This is a genomic window from Echinicola sp. 20G (genome assembly GCF_015533855.1).
Lineage (GTDB): Bacteria > Bacteroidota > Bacteroidia > Cytophagales > Cyclobacteriaceae > Echinicola.
Genome location: NZ_AP024154.1, coordinates 3,109,395 through 3,133,597, shown reverse-complemented (window position 1 = coordinate 3,133,597; position 24,203 = coordinate 3,109,395). Strand labels below are relative to the sequence as shown.

18 protein-coding genes are annotated in these 24,203 nt (G+C 39.5%); 5 read left to right on the top strand and 13 right to left on the bottom strand.

Going from position 1 to position 24,203, the window contains the following annotated elements; genetic code table 11:
* Positions 1-259: 259 nt before the first annotated feature.
* The 12 genes from JL001_RS12955 to JL001_RS12900 all read right to left on the bottom strand — a co-directional run bounded on the left by JL001_RS12955 (position 260) and on the right by JL001_RS12900 (position 12,503).
* Positions 260-640, bottom strand: a complete 381-nt coding sequence (locus JL001_RS12955; RefSeq protein WP_200976565.1) for a hypothetical protein — start codon at positions 638-640, stop codon at positions 260-262.
* Between the two features lie 22 nt (positions 641-662).
* Positions 663-1,511: a hypothetical protein gene (locus tag JL001_RS12950; protein ID WP_200976563.1), complete on the bottom strand. Its 849-nt coding sequence runs from the start codon at positions 1,509-1,511 to the stop codon at positions 663-665.
* Between the two features lie 244 nt (positions 1,512-1,755).
* Entirely contained in the window at positions 1,756-2,043 is a 288-nt protein-coding gene (locus tag JL001_RS12945) for a type II toxin-antitoxin system RelE/ParE family toxin (RefSeq protein ID WP_200976561.1), read from the bottom strand.
* Entirely contained in the window at positions 2,036-2,275 is a 240-nt protein-coding gene (locus tag JL001_RS12940; protein WP_200976559.1) for a CopG family transcriptional regulator, read from the bottom strand. The genes JL001_RS12945 and JL001_RS12940 overlap by 8 nt, the downstream gene beginning before the upstream one ends.
* A 228-nt stretch (positions 2,276-2,503) precedes the next feature.
* The gene (locus JL001_RS12935; RefSeq protein ID WP_200976558.1) at positions 2,504-3,163 is read right to left on the bottom strand and encodes a hypothetical protein; all 660 of its coding nucleotides are present in this window, start codon (positions 3,161-3,163) and stop codon (positions 2,504-2,506) included.
* A gap of 66 nt (positions 3,164-3,229) precedes the next feature.
* The gene (locus tag JL001_RS12930) at positions 3,230-4,315 is read right to left on the bottom strand and encodes a hypothetical protein (RefSeq protein ID WP_200976555.1); all 1,086 of its coding nucleotides are present in this window, start codon (positions 4,313-4,315) and stop codon (positions 3,230-3,232) included.
* Positions 4,316-4,611: 296 nt separating this feature from the next.
* Complete coding sequence (locus JL001_RS12925) at positions 4,612-5,652, bottom strand: Fic family protein (protein ID WP_200976549.1); 1,041 nt, start codon at positions 5,650-5,652, stop codon at positions 4,612-4,614.
* A gap of 267 nt (positions 5,653-5,919) precedes the next feature.
* A complete protein-coding gene (locus JL001_RS12920; protein ID WP_200976547.1) occupies positions 5,920-6,411 on the bottom strand; it encodes a hypothetical protein in 492 nt (163 codons plus the stop codon).
* Positions 6,412-6,882: 471 nt separating this feature from the next.
* On the bottom strand, positions 6,883-7,065 hold the full coding sequence (locus tag JL001_RS12915; protein WP_200976545.1) for a hypothetical protein: 183 nt from the start codon (positions 7,063-7,065) through the stop codon (positions 6,883-6,885).
* Between the two features lie 189 nt (positions 7,066-7,254).
* On the bottom strand, positions 7,255-8,304 hold the full coding sequence (locus JL001_RS12910) for a cobalamin-independent methionine synthase II family protein (protein WP_200976543.1): 1,050 nt from the start codon (positions 8,302-8,304) through the stop codon (positions 7,255-7,257).
* Between the two features lie 214 nt (positions 8,305-8,518).
* On the bottom strand, positions 8,519-11,026 hold the full coding sequence (locus JL001_RS12905; RefSeq protein ID WP_200976541.1) for a glycoside hydrolase N-terminal domain-containing protein: 2,508 nt from the start codon (positions 11,024-11,026) through the stop codon (positions 8,519-8,521).
* A gap of 280 nt (positions 11,027-11,306) precedes the next feature.
* Entirely contained in the window at positions 11,307-12,503 is a 1,197-nt protein-coding gene (locus JL001_RS12900) for a DUF4861 family protein (RefSeq protein ID WP_236252805.1), read from the bottom strand.
* A gap of 247 nt (positions 12,504-12,750) precedes the next feature.
* Here JL001_RS12900 and JL001_RS12895 point away from each other — a divergent pair, with 247 nt between their 5' ends.
* Positions 12,751-15,042 (top strand): glycoside hydrolase family 95-like protein, encoded by a 2,292-nt coding sequence (locus tag JL001_RS12895; RefSeq protein ID WP_200976537.1) that lies wholly within the window; start codon positions 12,751-12,753, stop codon positions 15,040-15,042.
* Positions 15,043-15,114: 72 nt separating this feature from the next.
* On the opposite strand, the gene JL001_RS12890 is transcribed toward JL001_RS12895, so the two are convergent.
* On the bottom strand, positions 15,115-17,568 hold the full coding sequence (locus tag JL001_RS12890; RefSeq protein ID WP_236252804.1) for an arylsulfatase: 2,454 nt from the start codon (positions 17,566-17,568) through the stop codon (positions 15,115-15,117).
* A gap of 433 nt (positions 17,569-18,001) precedes the next feature.
* Between JL001_RS12890 and JL001_RS12885 the strand changes: the two genes are divergently transcribed.
* The 4 genes from JL001_RS12885 (at position 18,002) to JL001_RS12870 (ending at position 24,195) form a co-directional block, all read left to right on the top strand.
* A complete protein-coding gene (locus tag JL001_RS12885; protein WP_200976535.1) occupies positions 18,002-18,397 on the top strand; it encodes a gamma-glutamylcyclotransferase in 396 nt (131 codons plus the stop codon).
* A 539-nt stretch (positions 18,398-18,936) separates the two neighbouring features.
* A complete protein-coding gene (locus JL001_RS12880; RefSeq protein ID WP_200976533.1) occupies positions 18,937-19,554 on the top strand; it encodes an RNA polymerase sigma factor in 618 nt (205 codons plus the stop codon).
* A 107-nt stretch (positions 19,555-19,661) separates the two neighbouring features.
* Positions 19,662-20,672, top strand: a complete 1,011-nt coding sequence (locus JL001_RS12875) for a FecR family protein (RefSeq protein ID WP_200976532.1) — start codon at positions 19,662-19,664, stop codon at positions 20,670-20,672.
* 136 nt (positions 20,673-20,808) lie between these two features.
* On the top strand, positions 20,809-24,195 hold the full coding sequence (locus JL001_RS12870; RefSeq protein WP_236252803.1) for a SusC/RagA family TonB-linked outer membrane protein: 3,387 nt from the start codon (positions 20,809-20,811) through the stop codon (positions 24,193-24,195).
* The last annotated feature ends 8 nt before the right edge of the window (positions 24,196-24,203 follow it).

Genomic DNA, 24,203 nt, shown 5'->3' with positions numbered 1-24,203 from the left:
CCTAAAGAGCTTTTAAAATGTAAAACACACTGTGTCATTCATATTAATAGAACTTTCTAACAAAGCATTCTATGGTATTGGGTAAAAGTACAATGCGAATAATATGTACCAATACTTAAGATTCTTGAAGGTCAGATTACTTGATCCTTTTTAATAAAACTAACGCTAGCCCTCGGGCCTCTCCGCATTAATGATCTTTCTCATTAAAAATCTTTATCTAACTGGCACAATGGATTAGACCAGCATATATTAACAGTTATTATTCTTGATTTTCGCTTCCCTTCTGAAGGTTAAACACTGTTCCTGCCGGATCTTGGATCCAATGCATATCTTCAGGAAGTTCTTCAAGCTCATCACATGTTTCCACCCCGTTTAGTCTTAAATAGTCCGTGGCTATTGCTACATCTGGGACAGTAAGCTGTAACCAAGTTTCAGAATGAGTATAATTGTCCACACAGTCCAACCAAATCACATTGTTTCCGAATTTTACCTCGTGCGTTCTCGAAACTGTTGGATTTTGAATAGGTATCTCCTCAACTTCTAACTTCAAAATATCCCTGTAAAAAGTAACTGTTTTCTCATATTTACTTTTAGGAATCTTTATCGCAATATTAATCCCTGCCTTAAATTTCGTATCCATATATTTTCAGTTATTATTTTAATCAACAGTTTGGTTCTACAGTGTCTTTATTCCCTGACATCATGGCTATGCTTAGTGTCACAAAGGGCACCTTTTTTCCAGCCTCATAATCATCAAACTTGAAAATTTCTTCTTCATTTTCAATCATATACCGAAGACATTTTTCAAAGTCCTTTTTAACCGTTTTGCTTAGGTACTGCTTCCATTCCGGATCATCTTCATGTCGTATAAAAGCAAACAAAGCCAAGGCATAAGCCCATTCGTCAATTTTCAGATAGCCTAGATTGCTGTATCCCCAACGGTCAGGTTGATTATAAAATTGAAATGCCGTGTTGGCATTAAAAATTCCAAGTCCAAAAAAAACAGTCGTAAAGTCAGTGAGCATTTCATCATTTTGATCTAGCTTTTTCTCTCCCAGCAATTTGACATGCGCAAGTTCGTGGGCAATTGTGGCAATTAAGTCGTCTGGTTTTGCCAATAATACTTCATCAAGTGAAACGCTGTATTTTCCATCTACCTTTTCGTGATGAAATAGTCCTGCAGCTTCAGGGTTTTCAGGGTCAGACTCCACAAAAATCACCGAAGTTCCCATATCAATTTCTTTGAGCCCATTATCAAAAAAATTGAGTTCCACTTTACTCGGGTCAATTTGCATGTTTTTACAAATGATCCTAAGAGCGTCAAAGGCATTGTCCTTGCTTTTGTCCCATTTTATGGGAAAGTGTTCCGATGTGGGGGTTAATATTTTACGATCTTCTATTTTTGGTTCCGGAAACTTCTGCAATAACCACAAAAAGTTGTATTCAAAATACTTTCTTAGTTCCCCATTGAGCGGTTCATACTTTTTATTTGACTTCAAAAAATTGAACATGTTCTTCTGTTAAAGATTATCAACGTTTACTCATTATTAAATATAGCTATGATACCATTCCATTGACTAAAACAGCTAAAAAATTAGTCCGACAGCTCAGATAGTTCTCATTTGCGACAAGGACTTATTAATCCTTACTACAATGAAAATGTCCTGATTTAGCAAGCTGTTTTGCAAATTCGGATTAGAAGGGAAAAACCAAAAGCAATCTATATTGTTAGAATTGGTATTCTTAACCAGAAAATTAAAGGATATTCTTTAAATCTTGTCTTCCTACAATTGTCATTATTTCCACAATATCATCTGTGATTTTGTAATAGATACTGTCTGAACCACACACACATCTTCGATATCCTTTCTTAATAAAGTCAACAGATTCAAAAGCAAAAGGTCTTTGAGCAATAATGTCAAAATATTCAAAAAAGGACTCAAAGTATTTGTCGGCCTGAGCCATCCCAAATTTCTTGACTCCGTAATGATGAATTCTAATCAAGTCCTCTTTGGCCAAATTGCTCAATTTATAGTTAGCCATTCAGTAAAGACTTTGACTGCTTTAAAATTTGGTCTTTACTTTCATCAGTAAAGCCGCTATTTTCAGCTTTTTCCAGTTTGGCCCTTATCCAGTCAATTTCCACTTGTTGTTTTCTGGCCTGCCTAATCAAATCATTGACAAGTTCACTTTTACTGGAATATTCGTTATTGTCTACTTGCTCTTTTAGCCATTCATCGTTTGGCTTGGTGAATGAGATACTTTGCCTTGCCATAATATTATTTTTGATGTAAAAATACACCAAAAATGAATCATTCACAAGTTACCTTACACGCTGAACAAGGTTCTGAAAAATACAATTAATAACCTTTTAAAATCACAATTCCTCAAAACTATATCTAAGCTAGAATAGCCTTTCAACCGTCTGCCCTTGATGTAAATGTTTTATTATTTGGTACTTGATTGTTTAAGACATTGAGTACAAAATGCGTTTCAATGCATTTTATATAGTGTTACCAGCTTTTATTTTATTTTCAATATTAATAGCTTGACTTACCAAATATTCACGTCCATCTTCTTTAGCCAAAGTGATGTACTTAGAAGTTAATGGCGATCCATATTCAAACAGTACATTCAAAGCCATTATTCTTTGGTATTCACTCATAGGGTCATTTTTATTCCATTGCCAAGCTTTCTCGCAATACTTCTCAGTTAAACTTGATTTTAATCGTCCTAATGTCTTAATCCCCATACGAGAAACATATTCTATTTCCTGTTTCAAGTACTTTATGATTAATTGTTCTGCATTATGCTGGCTCTGAAGATTGTGAAGCATTTCTACAATTTGCCATTTAGCATCAGGACTATTAAAGTCCAAACCTTTGTTAGCTATAAATTCAAGAGTCTCCGGTTTTTCAGAAATAAGCTCAATTATGGAATTGCACTCATTGTCTCGTGCAATTATATATAGAATGTTAGCAAGTTCCTTATCAGTCCATTTTGAATAATGACATTCATTAAAAAAATCTTCAAATTCTTTCCAGATAATGGGCCAATCAGAATAATCACATTCCCACTCTCCTCCACGTTCATCCTGAGGAACTTCAGAATAAGCTTCTGCCCATTTCTTGAATTTTTCTATTTCTTTAAAAACTTTTTCCATTATTTATATTGCCCATATATGTTTGGCTATACGCAGTGTCTCTAAGGGCATTGCGCATAGGTTTTGTTAGCTACTTTTTATTTTTAATTCTTCAATTTCCTTCCTTGTGTAAAGGTCAGTGTTCCCATTTTCAAACCAGAACTTTAGAATGTTTGTGCTATTGTCCGGGAATAATTCAACCTTAAAAATCTGTTCAGTTTCTTCCTCGTCAAAAGATGCTATAATTCCTTCTTTGGTTCTTGCATCACCTATGACTAAATATTTTAGAAGTTTCATGCACTCTTGACGATCAATTCTTTTATTTACAAATTGGATGGTGCTACCAACTTCCACACCAATTCTGTAAACGAAGGCATTACTTTTTTCATAATAGACTTGTCCATTATTGGTTTCTTGGTCCCATAGATGATTGTTCTCAATGATAGTTGAATCAATCAACATTTTAAGTGTTGCTGTTCGGTTCTTTGTGGATTCTCTATAAACTTCAATTTCCACAATCTCATCACTACCATCAACAATTAGGTGAACCTTACCATCTGATGCCATAGCAATCATTTTGAGGTCATTGGATTGGATGATTTCTGGAAGTGATGTAAAGTAGCAGTATGCAAAGTTTGATAACTCCTTAGTTCCTTGATAGTTCCAAGCAGAACACTTAAAAAACGAACTTTCTTCAATCAAATTTTTATACTCCGTAAGGGTGTGATGAAACAATTCTATATAGGGGCTTCCATCAATTAATTTCCCTTTACCTGTTGTGAAATCCATGATGTTCTCTGGTCCTTCAATGCGACATTTGAATAGATTTGAATTGTCGGGCAGATTATGTTGGTGCCATTCCGTTGTTATAGTGATTCTTATGGTATGACCAAAAGAAATATCAACAGGAAAGCTTCCAATTATCTCTTCTTCAGAAAACTTTGTAAGCATACAAGGAAGGAAAGAATAAAACTGAATCCATTCAAAATTAATGTCATCTGTCATCAAATAAATAAGATCCGGAACGATAAATGATTTCCCTTTAGAATGAATCAGTTTACACTTTACAAAACCTTCATGTTTGAATGATTCAGGTGGCTTTTCACCTCGAATTTGATTGTAATGGTGTTCAGTAGTACTTTCTTTTCTATCCAATCTCAGATTTTCTTTCATAATTTAATTCTGACTAATGTATTGAAAAATACATTTGATAACCTTTTAAAATCACAATTCATCCAAACTATTTCTAAGCTATAACATCCTCTTAAACCTTAGCCCTGAAGGTAAATGTTTTAAATATGGTACCGGATTGTTTACAACGCTTCGAATCAGAACGGAAGCGTAATTTAGTAGTAGTTCGTTTCTGTTTTCAAAGTAGCGAATTCTTCGAATTCTCGGGCTACCAAATAACCACAAACCTCTCGTGACCCCTTGACATAACATGGTTTTCACCCATTATTGTAGGTCTTTTACATTATTGAGTAGTTCGTTCCTGAACCAGAGCCATGTTTGATTATTAGTTTTCTGCTTACTAAATCGGTCAAGATACGTTTTACTGTTGGATTTGGAATATCTAGTCTTTTAGCAATTTCACCAGATTTACAACCTGCATAATTTCCTATAAATGTTAATATTGATTTTTCTCTTGGAGATAAGCTTCCTTCGATTCCTGTTGATTCAAGCTTCCTCATTAGTTGTTCTTGAATATTTTTAAGAGCACTAAAGAAAAAAACAACCCACTCATTGATATTTTCATTTGGTCTGTTGGACTGACAACTCCTAAGAACTCTGTAATATTCGTTTTTTCGACTCTCGATTTCATGCTCCAAACTGACATATTGAATCCACCTATAGCCGTTTTGCAGAAGGAGAAGGGTTGCTAGTAGCCTGCTTAATCTTCCATTTCCATCTTGAAAAGGATGGATGCTTACAAATTCGTATGAGAATAAGGCAGACTTTACAAGTGGGTGAGTTTCTTTGTCAGAAGAATACCATTCAAACAATGAATTCATAGCGTCTTCAGTTGGAAAACCAGGTTCTTTTGTCTGAAAGATTATTTGTTTTGTACCGTCAGGATAATTCGCTTCTACAGCGTTACTATGTTGTTTATAATCTCCTTTATGCCATTGATCTTTTTCACTATGTTTCATTAAGATACTATGGAGATTCTTTAAACTACTTTTGTCAATTCGTATGTCTTGGAATGATTCCGAAATAATATCCAGTGTTTGGAAATAACCAACAACTTCTTGGGAATCGCGATCTTCTAACTTTGAGATATCAATGTTCTTAAGTAACACTTCAACTTCTTCATCGCTCATTTTGGAACCCTCAATTCTTGTTGAGGCTCCAACACTTCTTACCGTTGCGATATTCTTGAGTTGTTTGAGGCTTTGTCCCTCTTTTCGTTCGATAGTTGCCCAAGAAGCATCGAACCGATCAATTTCACTAATTGTGTTGATTAATTTCCAATTAAGACTGAGGCGAAGGTAATGAACTTGTGATTCCATTCTTCGAAGATACGGTTTTTAAAGCTGAGTGATACGAAATGATTCGAATATATTCGTTTGTGATTCGATAAAGTTGATTCGGTTGATTCGGTTTGATTCGGAAATATTCGGCCTTGATACTAGTGACCTACAACGGCCCGGCTAAGCTTTCGGGCGGATTTTACAAACGCTATCGTGTCGGCTGTGACCAAAGATAGCAGATAAGTAGAGACCTTGCGGACTGCCGTCAGCCCGCCTGAAGCTATATGTGTTGTTATGCGTTCGTCTTTATTTTTTCAATTCGTTCTTACTCCATTCAAGTCCGTCAAATAGTACCTGTTCACTTATTAACCATTCTGCTTTTTCATCTTCATTAAAAGTCAATTTGTTCTGCTCTATCTGCATGTCAAGATTTGACTTATCAACTCCATATCCATGAATTTTGTCAGTCGAGACAAGTTTAACTTCATATCCAAGTTTTGTTTTCTCAATTCTTAATCCGCCTATGTATTCGTCCCAAAGGTCAAATGGAATAAATTTTACTTGTCCTTTTTCAATTGATTTTATTCTTTCAGTCCAAAAGTCGATAAGTTTTATTGCACCAAAAGCTAAAATTGAATCGGAATCCACTTTCTGTTTTTCAATTTCTGAATCATCAATTTCCAAAAAGTCAAATAAATAGTAGCTGTCGGCTGTTCTCGAAAAACTCGGCATCAAGTCAATTTTCAAAAAGAGGTCATGGTGTCCGCTTCCAAGTTTATCAATAATCAGTCTTATCATATTCTATTGCTCGGTTTCTTTTAATGACGCACAACTTATACACCTGTTAACCAAAGGTTTAACACCCCAGATATTTATTAGCTTGGTATACCTTAGGTAAATTTTACTTTAAGATATCCTTTTCATTTTTAATCGATATATCATGGTGCTTGAAATTGGATATTTTCCCCAAACTAAAGAATCCATCCACCATTACAAATACCTTAATGCTGGTATTTACTGAAAAACCTGGTAAAATAAACGAAGATTATTTCGTCCTGTCGCCTCAGGAAGCTTCCTGTAGGTGAATAACCCGTCCTGTACCCCCTAAACCCCTTCCTGTAGGCAAAAGATGCGTCCTGTAACCTAAAGGAGCCATCCGGTCAGTGCATGAACCCGTCCTGTACCTTGGATAGGGTTTCCTGTAGGTCTGAGAGTCCTTCCTGTATAGCAAATAGCCCTTCCTGTAGGAGTGATGGGCCTTCCTGTAAGTCAAGTAAGCCCTCCGGTCACTTTATTAAGCCTTCCTGTAGAACGATGGCCCCGTCCTGTCGGACAGGAAGCCCATTTTACCCTACAGGAAGGGTAGCTCATGCTACAGGAAGCAAATGACCTTCCTTTACGCGGAGAACCTAATCTAGCCCTCTTTTGTACCCTAAATCCTTGCGTTTTCAACGCATTGATTATCCACTAAGCCGCATTGAAAACCTTTGGACTTAGCCATCCGTATTGCAAACTCGGATGATTGGCTATTGTATTAAAAACTCCAAATCAATCCTTCTAATTCACTTTCAATAGTTTAACCCCTATAAAAAGCAGGCAAAAGATTTAACTCTTGCCCGCTTTCAAGGTTTTCCAATAGGGCTAGGATAATTTTGCCTCGGCCAGCTTGGTGCCTTCTACTCGGGCCTTGATTTTGGCAAAGGCAATCTCCCGCGTGGTGGATACATCATCACAGAAAGGGGAAAAACCGCAATCATCCGTTGTGCCCAATTGGCCAAGCGGGATAAACTCAGCTGCTTCCAAGATACGCTCCATCACTTCCTCTTTGGTTTCAACCTTCGGGCTGTTCACATCAGTAACCCCTATAAATACCTTTTGATATGGCTTAAGGTATTCTTTGACCGTTTTCAAAACTTTTTTCTTATCGGATTCACTTGCTAACTGTAGGTAAAAGTTACCCACATTCAAATCAAAAAGCGCCGGAAGAAAAGCGGTGTAATCCACATCTGCACTATGAGTAGAATCATGGTCGCCACCAGGGCATACATGCACACCAAGCCGTTCCCTGTAGGCATCTGAAAAGCGGTTGAATACCTGATTGTTCAGGTTTATAAATTGCTGCAAGACACCCCCGGAAGGATCCAATTTCAGCGACAACCTTCCTTCAGTAAAATCCATCTGGACCTTAGCTGCTCCCTGTTCGAGACATTGTCTGATATCTTTTTCGCATTCATTGACCAGGTCAGCGATAAATCCTTCTTGGGAATAGCCCTCAATCCCTTCTGGCGGATAGATCAAGCTAAGTGCTGAAGCGGAAATGACGGCTTGTTTTATGGGGAGACTGGTTCTCTCTTGGGCATATTTTAGGTATTGCACCGCATATTTGCTATAGCGAAAAGGGCCTTTGGTCAACAGCGGCAGTTGTCTGAAATGCCCATCAGCAAAGTCAATTCTCATTCCTTTAGGAGCAATGTTTACAGCACCATCTAAGGGATAGGTAGCAAAACTGGACTTGGTTTGTTCCCCGTCGGTAATGATCAGTGAGCCTGTCCTTTCAAACTCTTTCAAAGTGTCCATTACAGCCTTGTCATAGAGTGCTTCTAAGTCCTGTTTTGGGGAGGATGATGTGATGGCTTCTACCAGTTCCACTGGCCTTGGAATACTTCCGATTGGTTCTGTAGCGATTTTCATTTTTTTGAGTTTATTGTGAGTGAATATAGCAGCACCTTTGCTTTTTAAGACAATAGGCCTAGTGCCGACCCAACTTACCAATAATCATCATAAATCACCTTTTAAACCAGTGATTTTTTTAGTTATAAATACTTTGGCCTTTCATTGACCACTCCTTCGCCCAACTGTACCATAACATTAAAGCTTGCTTTGCCCAAACCAAAAAAACTGAAAATCAACCTCCTGCATTTTGAAACAAATACACCTTTCCCTTTTCAGTAGCCACATCATATAATTGATACTCCGGCAAGGCCAAATTTGAAGCCGGAGCTTCTTGATGTACTAGGGGAGTTTTGATTTCTGGCAGCTGGAAGAAGGGGTTGGGGTTGATCCCGGAAGCCATTTCCAAATCTCCCATTTCCAAATCCAATTGACTTTCTGTCCTCAGACGAAGGTTTCCGCCTAAATTGGATTTGATTTTCAACTCCACCAACTTGCTATCTTGCCATTTCATCGACACCAGTTCAAAGCCTCCCCGTAATTTAATACCACTAAGATGTCCCTCTTTCCATTGTTCGGGTAAGGCAGGCAGCAGATGGACAGCCCCATCATGGCTTTGCACAAGCATTTCGGCAATACCCGAAGTGCATCCAAAATTACCATCTATCTGGAAAGGAGGATGTGCGTCCAACAAATTCGGATAGGTCCCTCCTGCCTCGCCATCTTCTGTAAGTGCGGGAGTAAGTTGATCATGGATCAGTTTATAGGCCCTATTGCCATTCAGTAACCGGGCCCAGAGGTTTACCTTCCACCCCATGGACCAGCCGGTAGATTTATCGCCCCTTGCCACCAAAGAGGTCTTGGCAGCCTCAAAAAGTTGGGGATGTTGAAAAGGGGAAATTTGATTGCTTGGATACAAACCATAAAGATGGGATACATGGCGATGCCCATCGGAAGGGTCATCCCAGTCATGCATCCATTCCTGCAATTGTCCCCAATGGCCAATCTGCATCGGTGCCAGCTGGTTTATTTTATCCTGGACAGCAGAGGCAAGCGCTTTGTCCCTGTCAAGCAATTGCGCGGTCTGAACAAAATTGGAAAACACATCAAAGACCAACTGGTTATCCATGGTAGTCCCACCCGCGATGGTTGTCCCTCCCTGATGAGAGTTTTCAGGAGACATGCTCGGCACCACAATCTGCCACTTGGTCTCTGGCTCTTCTTGGAGGACATCATTGTAAAAAAAAGCTGCGCCTTTGATCACCTCATAATTTTCTTCCAAGAACGATCGGTCTCCCGTGTACAGGTAATGTTGCCAAAGGTGCTGGGAAAGCCATGCTCCCCCCATCGGCCAAAGCCCATAATGTGCCCCATCTATTGGGCCGGTCATCCTCCACAAATCCGTATTGTGGTGCACGTTCCAACCTCTGGCATCATACATCTTTTGAGCACTTTGTTTTCCTGTCTCCGACAAATCCCTTATCATTTCAAACAGGGGCTCATGCATTTCGGAAAGATTGGTCACCTCTGCTGGCCAATAGTTCATTTCCGTATTGATATTGATGGTGTATTTACTATCCCATGGAGGCGACACCAAATTGTTCCAAATTCCCTGAAGATTGGCAGGTTGGCCACCAGGTTGTGAACTGGAAATCAATAAATAACGGCCATATTGAAAATAAAGAGAGACCAAAGCAGGATCATCCGCTTGGGAAAATTCAGCCAACCTTATATCAGTAGGTTTCTGGGCTGCTTCAGTTTCGCCCAAGTCCAAAGCGACTCGCTGGAAGTATTGTTGGTAATTTTCGATATGATCCTGTTTCATATCTTCATAAGACCTGTTGCGAACCGCTTCTAGTTTTTTTGTGGCCTCATTTAGCATTTCATCGGACAACTCATCATAATTTTTAAAATTAGTCCCCAAAGAAATCAGGACAATGGCTTCATCGGCACCGCTGATTTCGATGGATTTCTCCCCTTTTGTCAGCGTTCCATTTTTTGTTTTGATTTCTACCGCCCCCTTAAATTTGACCTTCCCTACTTTATTGTCCACACTGCCCGAAGTCCCAGAAAGTACCAATTGGTTATTGGCCACGTTTACATCAAATGTTTTTTGTGGTGAGTCAGCTGAAAGGCTAAAGCTAATGGCTCCAGCTTGGTCTGCACTTAGTTTAAGGACCATTACATCGTCCTCCAAGGAAGTAAAAAACTCCCTATGATAATTGACTCCTTCAGTTTTGTAAGAAAATGTTGCTACAGCACTCCCAATGTCAAGATCTCTGTAATAGTCTTCTATTTGACCATGTCCTTTAAAATCCAAAAAGAGGTCTCCAATGGTTTGGTAAGGCATTCCATAGTTGTTGTTCTCTGCCGCATGCCTTGGCAGGGCTGTCATGGCCAAAGCTTCTGCTTCCTCATGCCTTCCTTCAAAAATCATTTTCCTAAGCTCAGGAAGAAGCTCTTTCAATTTAGGAAGCACATTATTGCCGGGCTCACCAGCCCAAAATGTTTCCTCATTCAATTGAATATGTTCTTGACTTGAGCCTCCATAAATCATGGCTCCCAACCTTCCATTGCCTAAAGGAAGTGCTTCATTCCAATTTTCAGCTGGTTGCTGATACCAAAGCTTCAAGTCTTCATGGGAAAAAGCAGTGGAGTTGGTTTCCTTTTTGTCACAAGCTAATAAGATCAGGTTGACTAAAATCAACAAGCACAGGTAATTTAGTTTTTTTAGGTTTATCATCGCTATAAGTAGTGTTTTCGAAAAAGTCTTTTGCCAAAATGAGCAATCGATTGCACAAGCTATAAAATGAAAGAATCAAGTACAAAATTTTTGGAATGATTCATCCATTTTATTTTTCACGCTTCGGGATTAATCTACAAAGCATTGAAAACACCTGAACTTAGCCATCCTTGTTGCAAACTAGGGTGAGTGGCAATTAAGTGTAGGTATTGAAAAATAAAAAAGGCAAAACCATATCGTTGATGATTTTGCCTTTTTAATTATTAGAGCCCCAAGGGAATTACTCCATAGTCACTTTGAGTGGGCTTTTGATGATAGCCGCTTGTTGCTCCAACATTTTGTCCCAGTCTTCTACGGCATTGACCTGACCACTCTTTACCCAAGCAAAGCCTGCATAGTAACTAACCACACTGGAAGGTTTGGCCAAAAGCAACAAATTACTTTGGTCAGCTACTTCTGATTCCCTAGCAAAAGCTGAATCAATTTCAGCCACATCCATCACAATCCCCTCTCCTACATAGGAATCTTTGATCTGCTCCCAGTGACGGATCCAACCTGTTTCCTCATCAATCTTAAATTCACCTTTTTTGTTATGTAAGGTGATCCCTATGGCATAGTTTGGAAGAGGCTCCTTGGAATCCACGCTAATGTCAAACTTGGAAAAGTTGGAACCAAGGTCAAGCGTGATCCTTTTGGTCTCTGTCACCTCATAAGGACTCCAAGCGGCATATTCCAGTTCAAAAACTGTCCGCAAAGGCCCTTGGGCAATCGTATTGTATTTGACATAATTCTCAGAAACATACAAACTATCCTCAGCCCAGATGCCACTACCTCCGGTACCTCGGCTTGCTCCCACATGGTATGGATCAAAGCCTTCACCATGGTCGATATGATAATATCCAGGGCTTTTCAAGTGCTCTGCATACCATTTATCGATAATGGAATGCTCGGTCCTCTTCAACCACAGATCTATACCACTGGACAAGGTGCTTCCTGCCACACCTGCCAAAGCTTCCTTTTGCCCGGTAGGGCCATAAGTTCTAAAGGCCACTTTGTCATTTTCCCAGGTATAATCATCCGTCCTTTCAGGTACAAACCTGGAATAGGCAATCACATCACTTTCAGGCACTACAGCATCGATGTCCATACTAATGATATAACTGACAGAAGCGCCAGCTGGCACCTCAGCCAAAAACAGCAGCTCATCAGGCTTATTGTCCTGATCATAATCTATCCATTGGCTCCTTTGGTAATCAGTTGCACCTTCCATTTGGATCCTTAAATCCTTGTGGCTTTGCTCACCAATAAAACCACTTAAGTCGTCCATTGGAATGGCGACTACTTCTTGGCGGGCAAAGTCAAGTTCATTATGTACAGTAATGCTTTTGACAGACTGCTTTTGTTCAGTATCGCAACTGACCATGGCCACTCCCATAGATACACCGATGATGAGGGAGCAAGCTTTTTGTAGATTCATTTTCATTAAATTATGATTCATTATTTTAAAAGTTGATCAAGATTATATTAACTGCACTAAAATAAACGCTTTACCAAAATTGCTGTTTTCATCCCATAATTAAAAATAATAGGACAAACTGTTAGGCTTTGCCTCTTTCCTGTTTAGAGCCGACCTTAAATTAGGCCTAAAGCACAAAGTATTCAGTGGAAAGTTGTATATTAAAGTAAAATGAAACAAATTACTTTCATTATACAACAATTATAAAATGAGAATTTTACTTTTAATTACTTTATCGGCTTTTATTATTTCATGTTCTGAAAGTAGCAAAGACGAAAACAAGAACCTCAACCTTAGTCCATACGGATTAAAATTCAATTACCTACCCACCACATGGGATGAAGGTCTTCCTTTGGGGAATGGGAAAATAGGTGCCTTGATCTGGCAGAAAGACGACCAATTACGCATGTCCTTGGACCATGTAGGCCTTTGGGATTTGAGAAAAATGAAAAACCTAGAAGGTGAAGAATGGAAATTTTCCTGGGTATTGGACAAATGGGAAAAAGATGATTACAAGAAAGTCCAAGACCTTTTTGATGCCCCTTACAATAAAGCGCCCGCTCCTTCAAAAATCCCTGGCGGTGCGATAGAGTTTGATATCACCAGCTTAGGTAAAGTCAAAAACAGCTCTTTGGAGATTGAAAGTGCTTTAGGCAAAGTGGAATGGGAGTCAGGAGCAAGCCTCAGCACTTTTGTACATGCAGAGCAGCCTTTAGGATGGTTTAAATTCGAAGGTGTCGATCCTGCTGACTTTGTTCCTGAGTTGATCATGCCTGCTTACAGCTTAGAAGAAAGCTCAGAGGCTACCAATCCTGTAACCGGCCAAGACCTTAGAAGGCTTGGGTACCCACAAGGAAAGATAGAGAAGGTTGAAAACGGTGTCATTTACACCCAATCGGGGCATGAAGGATTTGAGTATCAAATTTCGATCAGATGGCAAAAGACTTCCAATGGCCTCGAAGGATGCTGGTCAATTAGTACCAATGAAAACACCGCTAGCCAAACTTCCCATGACCTCACCCAAGATGGCTTAGCTGCTGGATTTGACAAGGTTAGTGTAAGCCACAAAGCCTGGTGGAACCAGTATTGGAAAAAGTCCAGCATTCAAGTTCCTGACAGTATCCTTCAAAAACAATGGTATTTGGAACAGTATAAGTTTGGCGCCGCTGCAAGAGAAAACACACCTCCTATTTCCCTTCAAGCAGTATGGACTGCTGATAATGGCAAGCTTCCTCCTTGGAAGGGTGATTTCCACCACGACTTGAACACCCAGCTTAGCTATTGGCCATGTTATACGGCTAACCACATGGATCTTGGGGAAGGCTATTTGAATTGGCTTTGGAATAACTACCCCACCTTTAAAAGCTACACTTCCAATTATTTTGAAACCAATGGTATCAATGTCCCTGGCGTAAGCACCCTTAAAGGAGAACCTATGGGGGGCTGGATCCAATATGCTTTTGGTCCTACTGTCTCTGCCTGGTTGGCCCATCATTTTTACTTGCACTGGCGATACAGTATGGACAAAGTGTTTCTGGAAGAACGTGCTTACCCTTGGTTCAAAGAGGTGGCTGTTTACTTGGATGAGGTTTCGATATTGGATGAAGAAGGTCTTAGGAAGCTACCTATCAGTGCCTCCCCGGAATTCCATAACAACAGTCGAAAAGCCTGGTTTGGAAATACAACGAATTTCGATTTGGCCAATATCCGATTTGTGTTCAGCAAAGCTTCAGAACTTGCCAAAGAATTGGGTTATGAAGAAGATGAAAAGAAATGGAAAACTATCCTTGCCGAATGGCCAGATTATGCAGTTGACCAAACAGGTTTGATGGTGGCTCCTGGAGAACCACTAGCTACTTCTCATCGTCACTTTTCTCACTTGATGGCCATCCACCCACTAAGCATGATCAATTGGTCAGATGGGGAGGAAGCGCAAGAGATTATTAAAACCACGGTGGACAACCTCCACACCACTGGCTCTGCAGCCTGGGTCGGTTATTCTTTCAGCTGGCTAGCTAATGTACAAGCCAGGATGTTGGATGGCGCAGGAGCTGCTGAAACCCTCAGGATCTTTGCCACCAGTTTTTGTCTACCCAATAGCTTTCATGTCAATGGGGACCAATCTGGAAAGGGGTATTCCAATTTCAAATACCGTCCTTTTACTTTGGAAGGAAACTTTGCCTTTGCGGCTGGCTTGCAGGAAATGCTCCTGCAAAGCCACGAGGATTTTATCCGGCTGTTTCCTGCCGTTCCTACAGATTGGAATAAGGTTTCGTTCGACAGTTTTTTGGCCCAAGGAGCCTTTGAAATCAGTGCTGAGAAAGTAGGTAAAAAAGAAGTTAAAGCAGAGGTTTTGGCTCAAAAAGGAGGAACTTTAAAAATCATCAATCCATTTGATGAAGATTGTCAGGTGAATGGCCAGGCACTCGTAAAAGGAGAAGTGTTTACATTGGAGATGAAGCCTAACGAAACACAGCATATAGTTTTCAAAAGCAACTAATCATTATAAAAACAGGGCTGCCAATTGGCAGCCCTGTTTCAATTTAAGTCTATCTGTAATATATATAGTTTTTTACTGAGTCATCATCATTCTTTTAGCTTCTGCTTCCAAGTCAATATATGGCTTGCCTTCTACGGTTACACCTACACCTCTAATCGTACCTCCTTTAAAAGTCCCAGGAGATTCGTATTGACTGCTTACAGCATCTCCACTATCATAGCCCACACATAATCCATCTCCAGAAAGTGTAAATTTGGCTGGCTGGGTTTTCATCGGGCCTTCATCTACTACTTCTTCATCAATATAAAGTTTCATATTTCCAATAGACTCTCCATATTGCCCAGCTTCTTCCCTAACAAACTCCATCCCAAGGGTGTATTTACCCGGTTTTAACTTTTGTGTGCTTTTAAAACTTTGTTCCGTTATCCCCAAAAAGTTATATACATAGTTCAACTGGCCATTCTTGATAAATAGGGAATGGCCTCCAAACCTGGACCCATGGGCGAAAATCACCCCAGACGCATTGGCATCAGTAATTTCCACATTCGCCAAGATTTTGTAATTACGCCCACGAATATTTACTGCAACGCCCTCAGGTACTGGAGCCGTATTTGGATAATAAATATAGCGATCTCTTGGTTTCTCCTGTGAAGGCCTTTCTGTTCCCAAAATTTCCGCAGCACTTCTATCATCCAATGGTAGCACTTTGTTAATCTCAGCTTGGTGAAACCACTCATCAATTAATTCCTGCAATTTTTCCGGATGGTCTTCAGCTAAATTATGGGTTTCAGACCTGTCTTCAGCCACGTTATAGAGCTCCCAAACGTCTTCATCAAAATTACTTTTACCGGATAATGGTGAATGGACAGCCACGGCCTTCCAACCATCTTTCCAGACTCCCCGAGTGCCCAACATGGCAAAATATTGAACCTCTTTTTGAGTCGGAGCATCAGGTTCTGCATCAAAAGTATATGCCATGGAGACTCCTGAAAGAGGGGTTTGTTTCACGCCATTATATACCTCAGGCATTTCTACACCACAAACTTCCAATAAGGTAGGCACAATATCTACTGAATGGTGATATTGGTGGCGAATTTCACCTTTCGCTTTAATTCCTTTTGGCCATGAAATTACCAATGGATCATTTGTGCCACCAGCATATTGAGAGTAGCGTTTGAACATTTTAAATGGCGCGGAAAAACCTGCTGCCCAGCCTGTAGGGAAGTGATTGTATGTTTCCGGACCTCCTAAAACCTCCAAATATTTCAAGTTTTCCTCCATGCTATCAGGATAACCGTTAAAGAACTTATTTTCATTTACAGAGCCATTGGGACTTCCTTCACCTGAGGCGCCATTATCCGCAGCATAGATCACTATCGTATTTTCCAATTGGCCCGTTTCCTCTAAATAATCGATGATTCGTCCCACTTGTGCATCGGTATATTCGGAAAAACCCGCATATACTTCGGCCATTCTTGAGAATAATTTTTTCTCATCATCACTCAGCTCATCCCATGGACGAACATAATCAGCAGGATTGGCCATATCTTCAGGCATGGGATTAAAGTCAGCCATATCTGTATCCTCAGGAATGATCCCTTTTTCTTTCATCCGCTTTACCACCCAGTGACGATAAGCGTCATAGCCCTCATCAAACTTCCCCTTATACTTGGCAGTATATTCTGCTGGAGAATGGTGCGGGGCATGGTTTGCTCCTGGATTAAACCACATATAAAAAGGCTTGGAAGGATTGGTGGCGTTTTTATCACGAATCATTTTAATGGCCTGGTCTGCCAAATCTTTCGAGAGGTGATAACCTTCTTCCGGAGTAGCAGGGGCTTCAATGAAGTGATTGTCTTCTACCAAGTCCGGGTACCAGTTATTGGTTTCACCTCCTAAAAATCCGTAAAAACGGTCAAACCCAATTTGAGTAGGCCACTCAGAACGACTTCCTCCTGGTGCTACGTCCTGCTCAGGGACATTATGATTTTTACCTATCCAAAATGTACTCCAGCCATTATCCCTTAAAATCTGAGCAAAAGGGGCACAGTCATCAGGGACACGACCATTAGATCCCGGGTACCCATCCGCAGTCTCTGTAATAGATGCCATACCATTTAAGTGGTGGTTTCTCCCGGTAAGGATGGTTGAACGGGTTGGTGAGCACAATGCCGTGGTATGCCATTGTGTATAGGTCAAACCATTGGCAGCCAATCTATCCAAAGTGGGCATATTAATGGCTCCACCATAGGCAGACCATGCCCCTAAGCCTGTATCATCATACAAAACAAATAGGATATTGGGTGCTCCTTCTGGGGCACTTTTAGGTGTATATGCTGACCAGTCCGATTCAGAATCCCGAATATCGAGTTCAATTTTCCCTTTGAAATTTGAAGTACCATCATCTGCTGAATGAGCCACTTCCTTTTCTGAACAAGACTGAAGCATAAAAATTGAAAATGCCAAAACCAAGCTTGATAAAAAAGCATGGTGCATTGGTTGATATTTTTTTATGAAAAGCTTCATTTATTTAGAGTGTTTATGAATGAAAAACTTTAAGCGTTTATTAATTTGTTCCAAGGATGTTTTCATTAGTTTGGAGCTCGGTAAAACTTAGATTCACACTTTCCAGTTGAATAAGGCTAGTTAGAAATCTGTAAAAAACTCTTTGTTTAGCACTTGTGATATTCATTTCAAGCAATCATTTTCATCGATTGATGATGTGGAGATTGAAAGTACAATACCTATAATCTAAGGTTCACCTATTGTAAAAATATATTCTTTTAGAAGGCTTGACATCAATAATGACCAATAGGACGCAAAAAGTTATAAAATTAGGCAAATTATAAAAGCACTTCTTACCTCAGAAATCACTACCCATTTTAAAAAACCAAAAATTTGGACCATATCCCCTAAAGCTCTTTTCACGTATCTTTAACACTTTAATCTCTGATTGAATATGAACTTGGTTTTTGTTTATGGAACGCTTTTAAAGGAAACTACACATGCTATCCCAAAACTCTTTCACCAGAAAAGCGTTTTTGTGACAGAAGCATTCACTTACGGAAAACTATTTCAAGTATCCTATTATCCTGGCCTTGTTTTAACCCCTCCTAGTCTTGACAAAGTCTATGGTCAGGTCTTCCGCATATCAGAAATAGAAAAGGTATTGCTGGCTTTGGACAAATATGAAGAAGCAGGGCCTTCCTTCCCCTATCCTCAGGAATATAAAAGAACCATGATAACAGTTTATGATTTACAATCTTCAGAGCCAATGAAATGTTGGGCTTACTTATACAACTTACCCACGGAAAACTTGGAGCAAATCGTTACAGGGAAATTCACTCAACGGTAAGTTCAACAACAATATCATCTTGGTAGCAAAACCGAATTAAAAAAACATTTACATCAAGAAGTTACAGGTTAATTGAGTTAAGGGGTGAAAAAAATTATTAAATAAGATCCGTAGAAATCAAAGCGATTAACTAATCTCCATTCTACTTTCAAACGAATCACAGGGAAATCAGGAAAAACAAACCATTACTATTAAGTTAAATTAAGGTTTAGGTAAGTTTATTTAAAAAAAAATAAATAGCAGGGTGTTTTGATATAAAACAACCGCATTTTAGATAGATTTTTCAGAGTGCATAAATAAATAAGCAGATTACTACACCAATAAATAAAGTCAAATTGGGCTTCTAAAGCTAAAGAAAGTGGTTTAATTGTATTCACTTGGTGGGAATAATAACATAATCAATTCTAAAATGAAAGAATTTCAATATACTATTGATATCCCTGCTTATCGCTTTGTTTTTTTTATGTTATGAGTTGAAAATCAATTTTGTGGATACTAACTTATTCGCTTATTTTAGAAAAAATTAAATCGTATCGGTTTTGAAAAAACCAAATTCAAAAGAACTTCAGCAGTTGGTTCGAAACATTTCTAATGGACATGAGCCATCCTTTGAGAAGCTATTCCAGTTGTTTTCTGAGAAAATTTACCACATTTCTCGGAAGATGAGACTCAACCATGAAGATGCTGAAGGTATCGTGCAAGAAGTATTTTTAAAGATATGGAAGTTTAGGGACAGGCTTGACCCCAACCTATCGATCAATGCCTATATGATAGCGATGGTGCGCTCCCTGGTTATTAAAAAAACCAAAAAAGAAGCCCGTTTTTTTGCATTTCAAGAATATCAAATTCCATTTACCAATGAAGCCAGTTATTATGGAGCTGATGATGATATGATTTATACCGAATTCCATAATCTTTCCATGGAAATAATAGAGAGACTAACGCCAGCCCAGCGTGAAATTTTCAAACTGAAACATTTTGAAAACTTGTCCAATGATGAAATTGCTTTAAAACTAAATCTTTCAAAAAGAACTGTTGAAAATCAAATTTTCAGGGCTACTAAATCCTTTAAAGAAAGGCTTGCCAAGCTCGAAATCGTATCTACCAGTATATGGATAATCGCCTTTAAAACCATATTTAACGCTTTCATTAAGTAATTATTAAGTACAAAACATTGAATTAATATATAGTTTCAAACTTTTTTTACATTTTTCATGAGTAAAACCTGAAGGTTGAGGGTATATAATCCAGAACTATAACTGAAATGGATTACAATCAGCGCATCAAGGATTTTTACGAAGGGAAACTATCACGGGATCAGGTACTGGAATTTTTAGAATTTCTAGAAAGTCCTGAGGCAGAAGAGCACCTTTCCATCGAAGTCATTTCTTTGTGGATTTCAAAAATCAAGAATTCAAAATATAAATGGGACAATCGTGCTGTTTGGGGAAGAATACAAAAAGGCATGAAAGGGTACCCCAAATCATTTATTCAAAAAAGTATCGAACCAACCAACTTTATAAAGGAGCACTTATGGAAGGCAGCGATTTTAGTGTTTATGATTGGTTTGACCACTTTGTTTTTTGTCCGAAATCCTAAGAATTTTCTTTCACACCCGGCTCTGGAGGAAACATTATTTGTTACCAAAGTCAATCCTCGTGGGGAAAAGACAAAGGTTACCTTGGAAGATGGGTCGGTTGTTTATTTGAACTCTGAAAGCAGTATTACCTATGCAGAGAACTTTAGAGAAAACCGTAAAATCCAATTAGAAGGAGAAGCATTTTTTGAGGTAACAAAAGATCAGGACCACCCCTTCTCAGTAGATGCCAAAGGGATTATTACCACAGCCTTAGGTACCTCGTTCAACATTTCCACATTCAATAAGCAACAAAAAGTGACAGTAACTTTAGTGACAGGAAAGGTAAAACTGAATCAAAAGGGAAAATCCGCATTTCTGGAGCTGCAGCCAGGGGAAGAGTCCCATCTTTCCATTTATGAGAAGGAGATGGAAAAATACACCGTTTCGGTCTCAGACCGAATACTTTGGACCAAAGGAATTTTAAAATTTGACATGTCCTCCTTTCAGGAAATGGTAGAAATTCTGGAGCGTTGGTATGGGGTTGATATATCGTTTGAGGGAACGCCCAATAACATTAAAGCTTCAGGAGAATTTGACCAACAAGAATCTCTTAGAAATGTATTGGAAGTAATGAGCAAGTCATTGGAGTTTGATTTTGAACTCCATAATAAATCTGTAAAAATAAACTTCAAATAATGCCTATGTAAAGAATCTAAAAAAAACAGGGACGTACTGCAAATACGCCCCTTAAAATCAAAACCTTAAAATCCCTTATCCATCAGAATTGCGGTCTGTAATGGGGGATCTATGTTTCAAATTTCAATTCAAAATTATGAAAAAAATATTACCGTTAATAGTTATGTCTATTAAACTATTGGCCAGGGGGTGTGCGATTCTTTGCCTCACTGTTGCTCCCTTATTCGCTAAAACTTCCAATGCCCAGATAAAAGGTATTGATGAAGTATTTATTGAACTAAATGGTGAACCAAAAACGATAACTCAGTTTTTTAAGGAAATAGAAAGACACTCCGAGTTTAAGTTTTTTTACAACCATGAAACCTTAAAGTCACACTCCTCTATTCAATACTTACGCGGTAAAGGGACAGTGGAGGATCACTTGTATGAAGTAGCCAAACAAACAGGCCTACGCTTCAGGCAAATAAACAATTCAATTTCAGTAATTATCAATAATGATGATCATGCACAGTTGATTACTAAGAAATTTGACTTTCAAAAAATATCCGGGGTTGTAAAAGATGAATTTGGAGACCCAATGCCTGGGGTATCCATTTTGATTAAGGGAACCACAACAGGAACAGTGACTGGTGTGGACGGCTCCTATTCATTAGAAGCTGCAGAAGGGCAAATTCTTCAATTCTCATTTATTGGATATGAAAGAAAGGAGTTCACAGTAGGTTCTGCTACTATACTTGACGTAGAGTTAACGCCAACTGACAGCAACTTAGAGGAGTTTGTAGTAATCGGATATGGAACAGCAAGTAAAAGGGACATTACCGGAGCAGTTTCTTCAGTAAAAGCTGAAAGATTGACCAATGAAAATCCTAATTCCGTTCAGGATATCCTCAGAGGAAACGTTGCTGGTTTAATTGTTGGGATGAGCACCTCAGCCAAAGGAGGAGGATCTCTTCAGATCAGGGGAAGAACATCTCTAAATGCAGGCAGCACTCCATTGATCGTGGTGGACGGTGCAATTTTTTATGGAGACCTAGCAGATATCAATCCCAATGATATTGAAAGTCTGGAAGTTTTGAAAGACGCCTCAGCTGCTGCAGTTTTCGGGGCCAAAGCGGCTAACGGAGTAATCATGATTGTGACCAAAAGAGGAAAAAAAGGCAAACCAACTATCAACGTCAATAGCAATTTTGGACTCGCAACCATTGCTTCAGACCAGAGGACTTATGAAGGCACCGATTTTTTGGACTGGAGATCGGATGTCTATTATTCCATGAATGCGGCCAGCGCAGAGCCCTATGAGTTTTCAGACCCAAGAACTATGCCTTCTTCCATCAACATTGATGATTGGTTAGCGTATGATGGCTCGAGTGGAGACCCATTGGATGTTTGGCTGAGAAGAATCGGGCTCCAGCCTATTGAAATACAAAACTATAAAGAAGGGAAAACCGTCAATTGGCATGACCGGATCTACCAAACTGGGTTTCGCCAAGACCATACCATGAGTTTATCAGGCAGAAATGAGAACCTTTCCTATTATTGGTCTTTGGGCTATACCAATAATGAAGGAATCGTGATCGGTGATGAATTTGAAACTTTGAGAAGTCGCTTGAATATTGATGCAAAGATCAACAATTTTTTGACTGTAGGCATGAACACCCAATTTGCCATTGAGGACAACAGCACCGTACCAGTATCCACCGGACAATACAGAAACCTATCTCCCTATGCAAGTGAATATGATGAGGACGGAAACCTGAAGTACAATCCCAATGATGAGAATAATGGCGGGATCCATCCCCACTATGACCGACAGTATATTGATAGACTAAATCGTGAATCCACTATCAACTCCACTATATATGCTTCATTAAATCTACCTTGGGGTTTTAACTTTCGGACCAATTTCACACCTAGATTATCTTTTTATGAATATTACAACCATCAGTCAGCCGAGCACGCCACTTGGGGTCTAGAAGGGGGCTATGCATCAAGAAGACAACGAAAAACATCCTACTGGCAAGTAGACAACATCCTTACCTGGAAGAAGACCTTTAATGATATGCATAATTTCAATGCAACATTTTTGGTGAATGCCGAGAAATACCAGAGTTGGGATAACACCATGAGCAACAATGGTTTTCTGCCCCATGACCGGTTAGGTTACCACAATATTGGTTCAGGAGTTTTGCCAGTGATTTCCAGCAATGATGAATACTCAACAGGTGATGCACTGATGGGACGGTTATTGTATAACTATGGAGACAAATATTCCACTACCCTATCGGTTCGCCGTGATGGTTATTCTGCTTTTGGCCAAAGCAACCCGAGAGCAACCTTCTATTCAGCTGCATTGGCCTGGGTTTTTACCGAAGAGAATTTCATCAATTGGAACTGGTTGGACTTCGGAAAACTAAGGCTTTCTTACGGGAGTAATGGAAACCGGGATATCGGCCGCTATGTAGCACTCTCCGATCTATCCACCAATAAGTACTTCTATCAGAATGAGGCGGGTGAGTTGTACCCAGTTAGTCAACTCTATGTAAACCGAATGAGCAACCCCAACCTAAAGTGGGAGCGGACCAATTCAGTTAATATTGGTTTGGATTTCTCGCTCTTCAAAGGGGTGCTGGATGGAACCATGGAATTATATAAAATGTCTACCAAAGACCTTTTGGTTGAAAGAACCCTTCCAGACATTGTAGGATTCAACTGGGTTTATGACAACTTGGGTCAAGTGGATAACAAAGGATTGGAATTGACCATCAACTCAACTAATATCAATAGGGGTAATTTTACATGGAGAACCGGGTTTAATTTTCAATTGAACAGAAATGAGATAGTCAGCTTGTATGGGGATCTGGATGAAGATGGTAATGAACTGGATGATTATTCAAATGGATGGTTTATCGGACAGGCCATTGACCGGATCTGGAATTATGAAACGGACGGTGTATGGCAATTGGGTGAAGAAGATGCAGCCGCTGAATACCAATTAGAACCAGGAGATTATAGATTGGTGGATGTCAACGGAGACGGTAAGTTCTCAGAACTGGATGATAAACAATTTTTAGGATACTCCGAGCCCAGATACAGGTGGAGCCTACGAAACGAATTTAAATACAAGAATTTTGACTTGTCCTTTATGTTTTATTCGTATTGGGGGCACGAATCCTCCTTTAACTTGATGAAAAACAGGGACAGTTTCTTGGATTTGAGAAACTCTTACGTCGCACCTTATTGGACAGAGGAAAACCCCAACAGTGAGTGGGCGCGATTATCCTCCGATGACGGAGGCATTCCTTTCAGCGTCTACCGTAAAAAATCGTTTATCCGATTCGAAAACATTTCCTTGGCCTACACCCTTCCGAAGAAAATGGTTGAAAGGGCCAAGATCGAAAACCTAAGGTTCTATTTCAATGTGAGAAACTTAGGGTACTATGCCCCAGATTGGAATTGGTTCGATCCTGAGAACAGTGCCCCAACCCCCCGCTACATGACTTTGGGTATTGACCTTACCTTTTAAGCTTATAA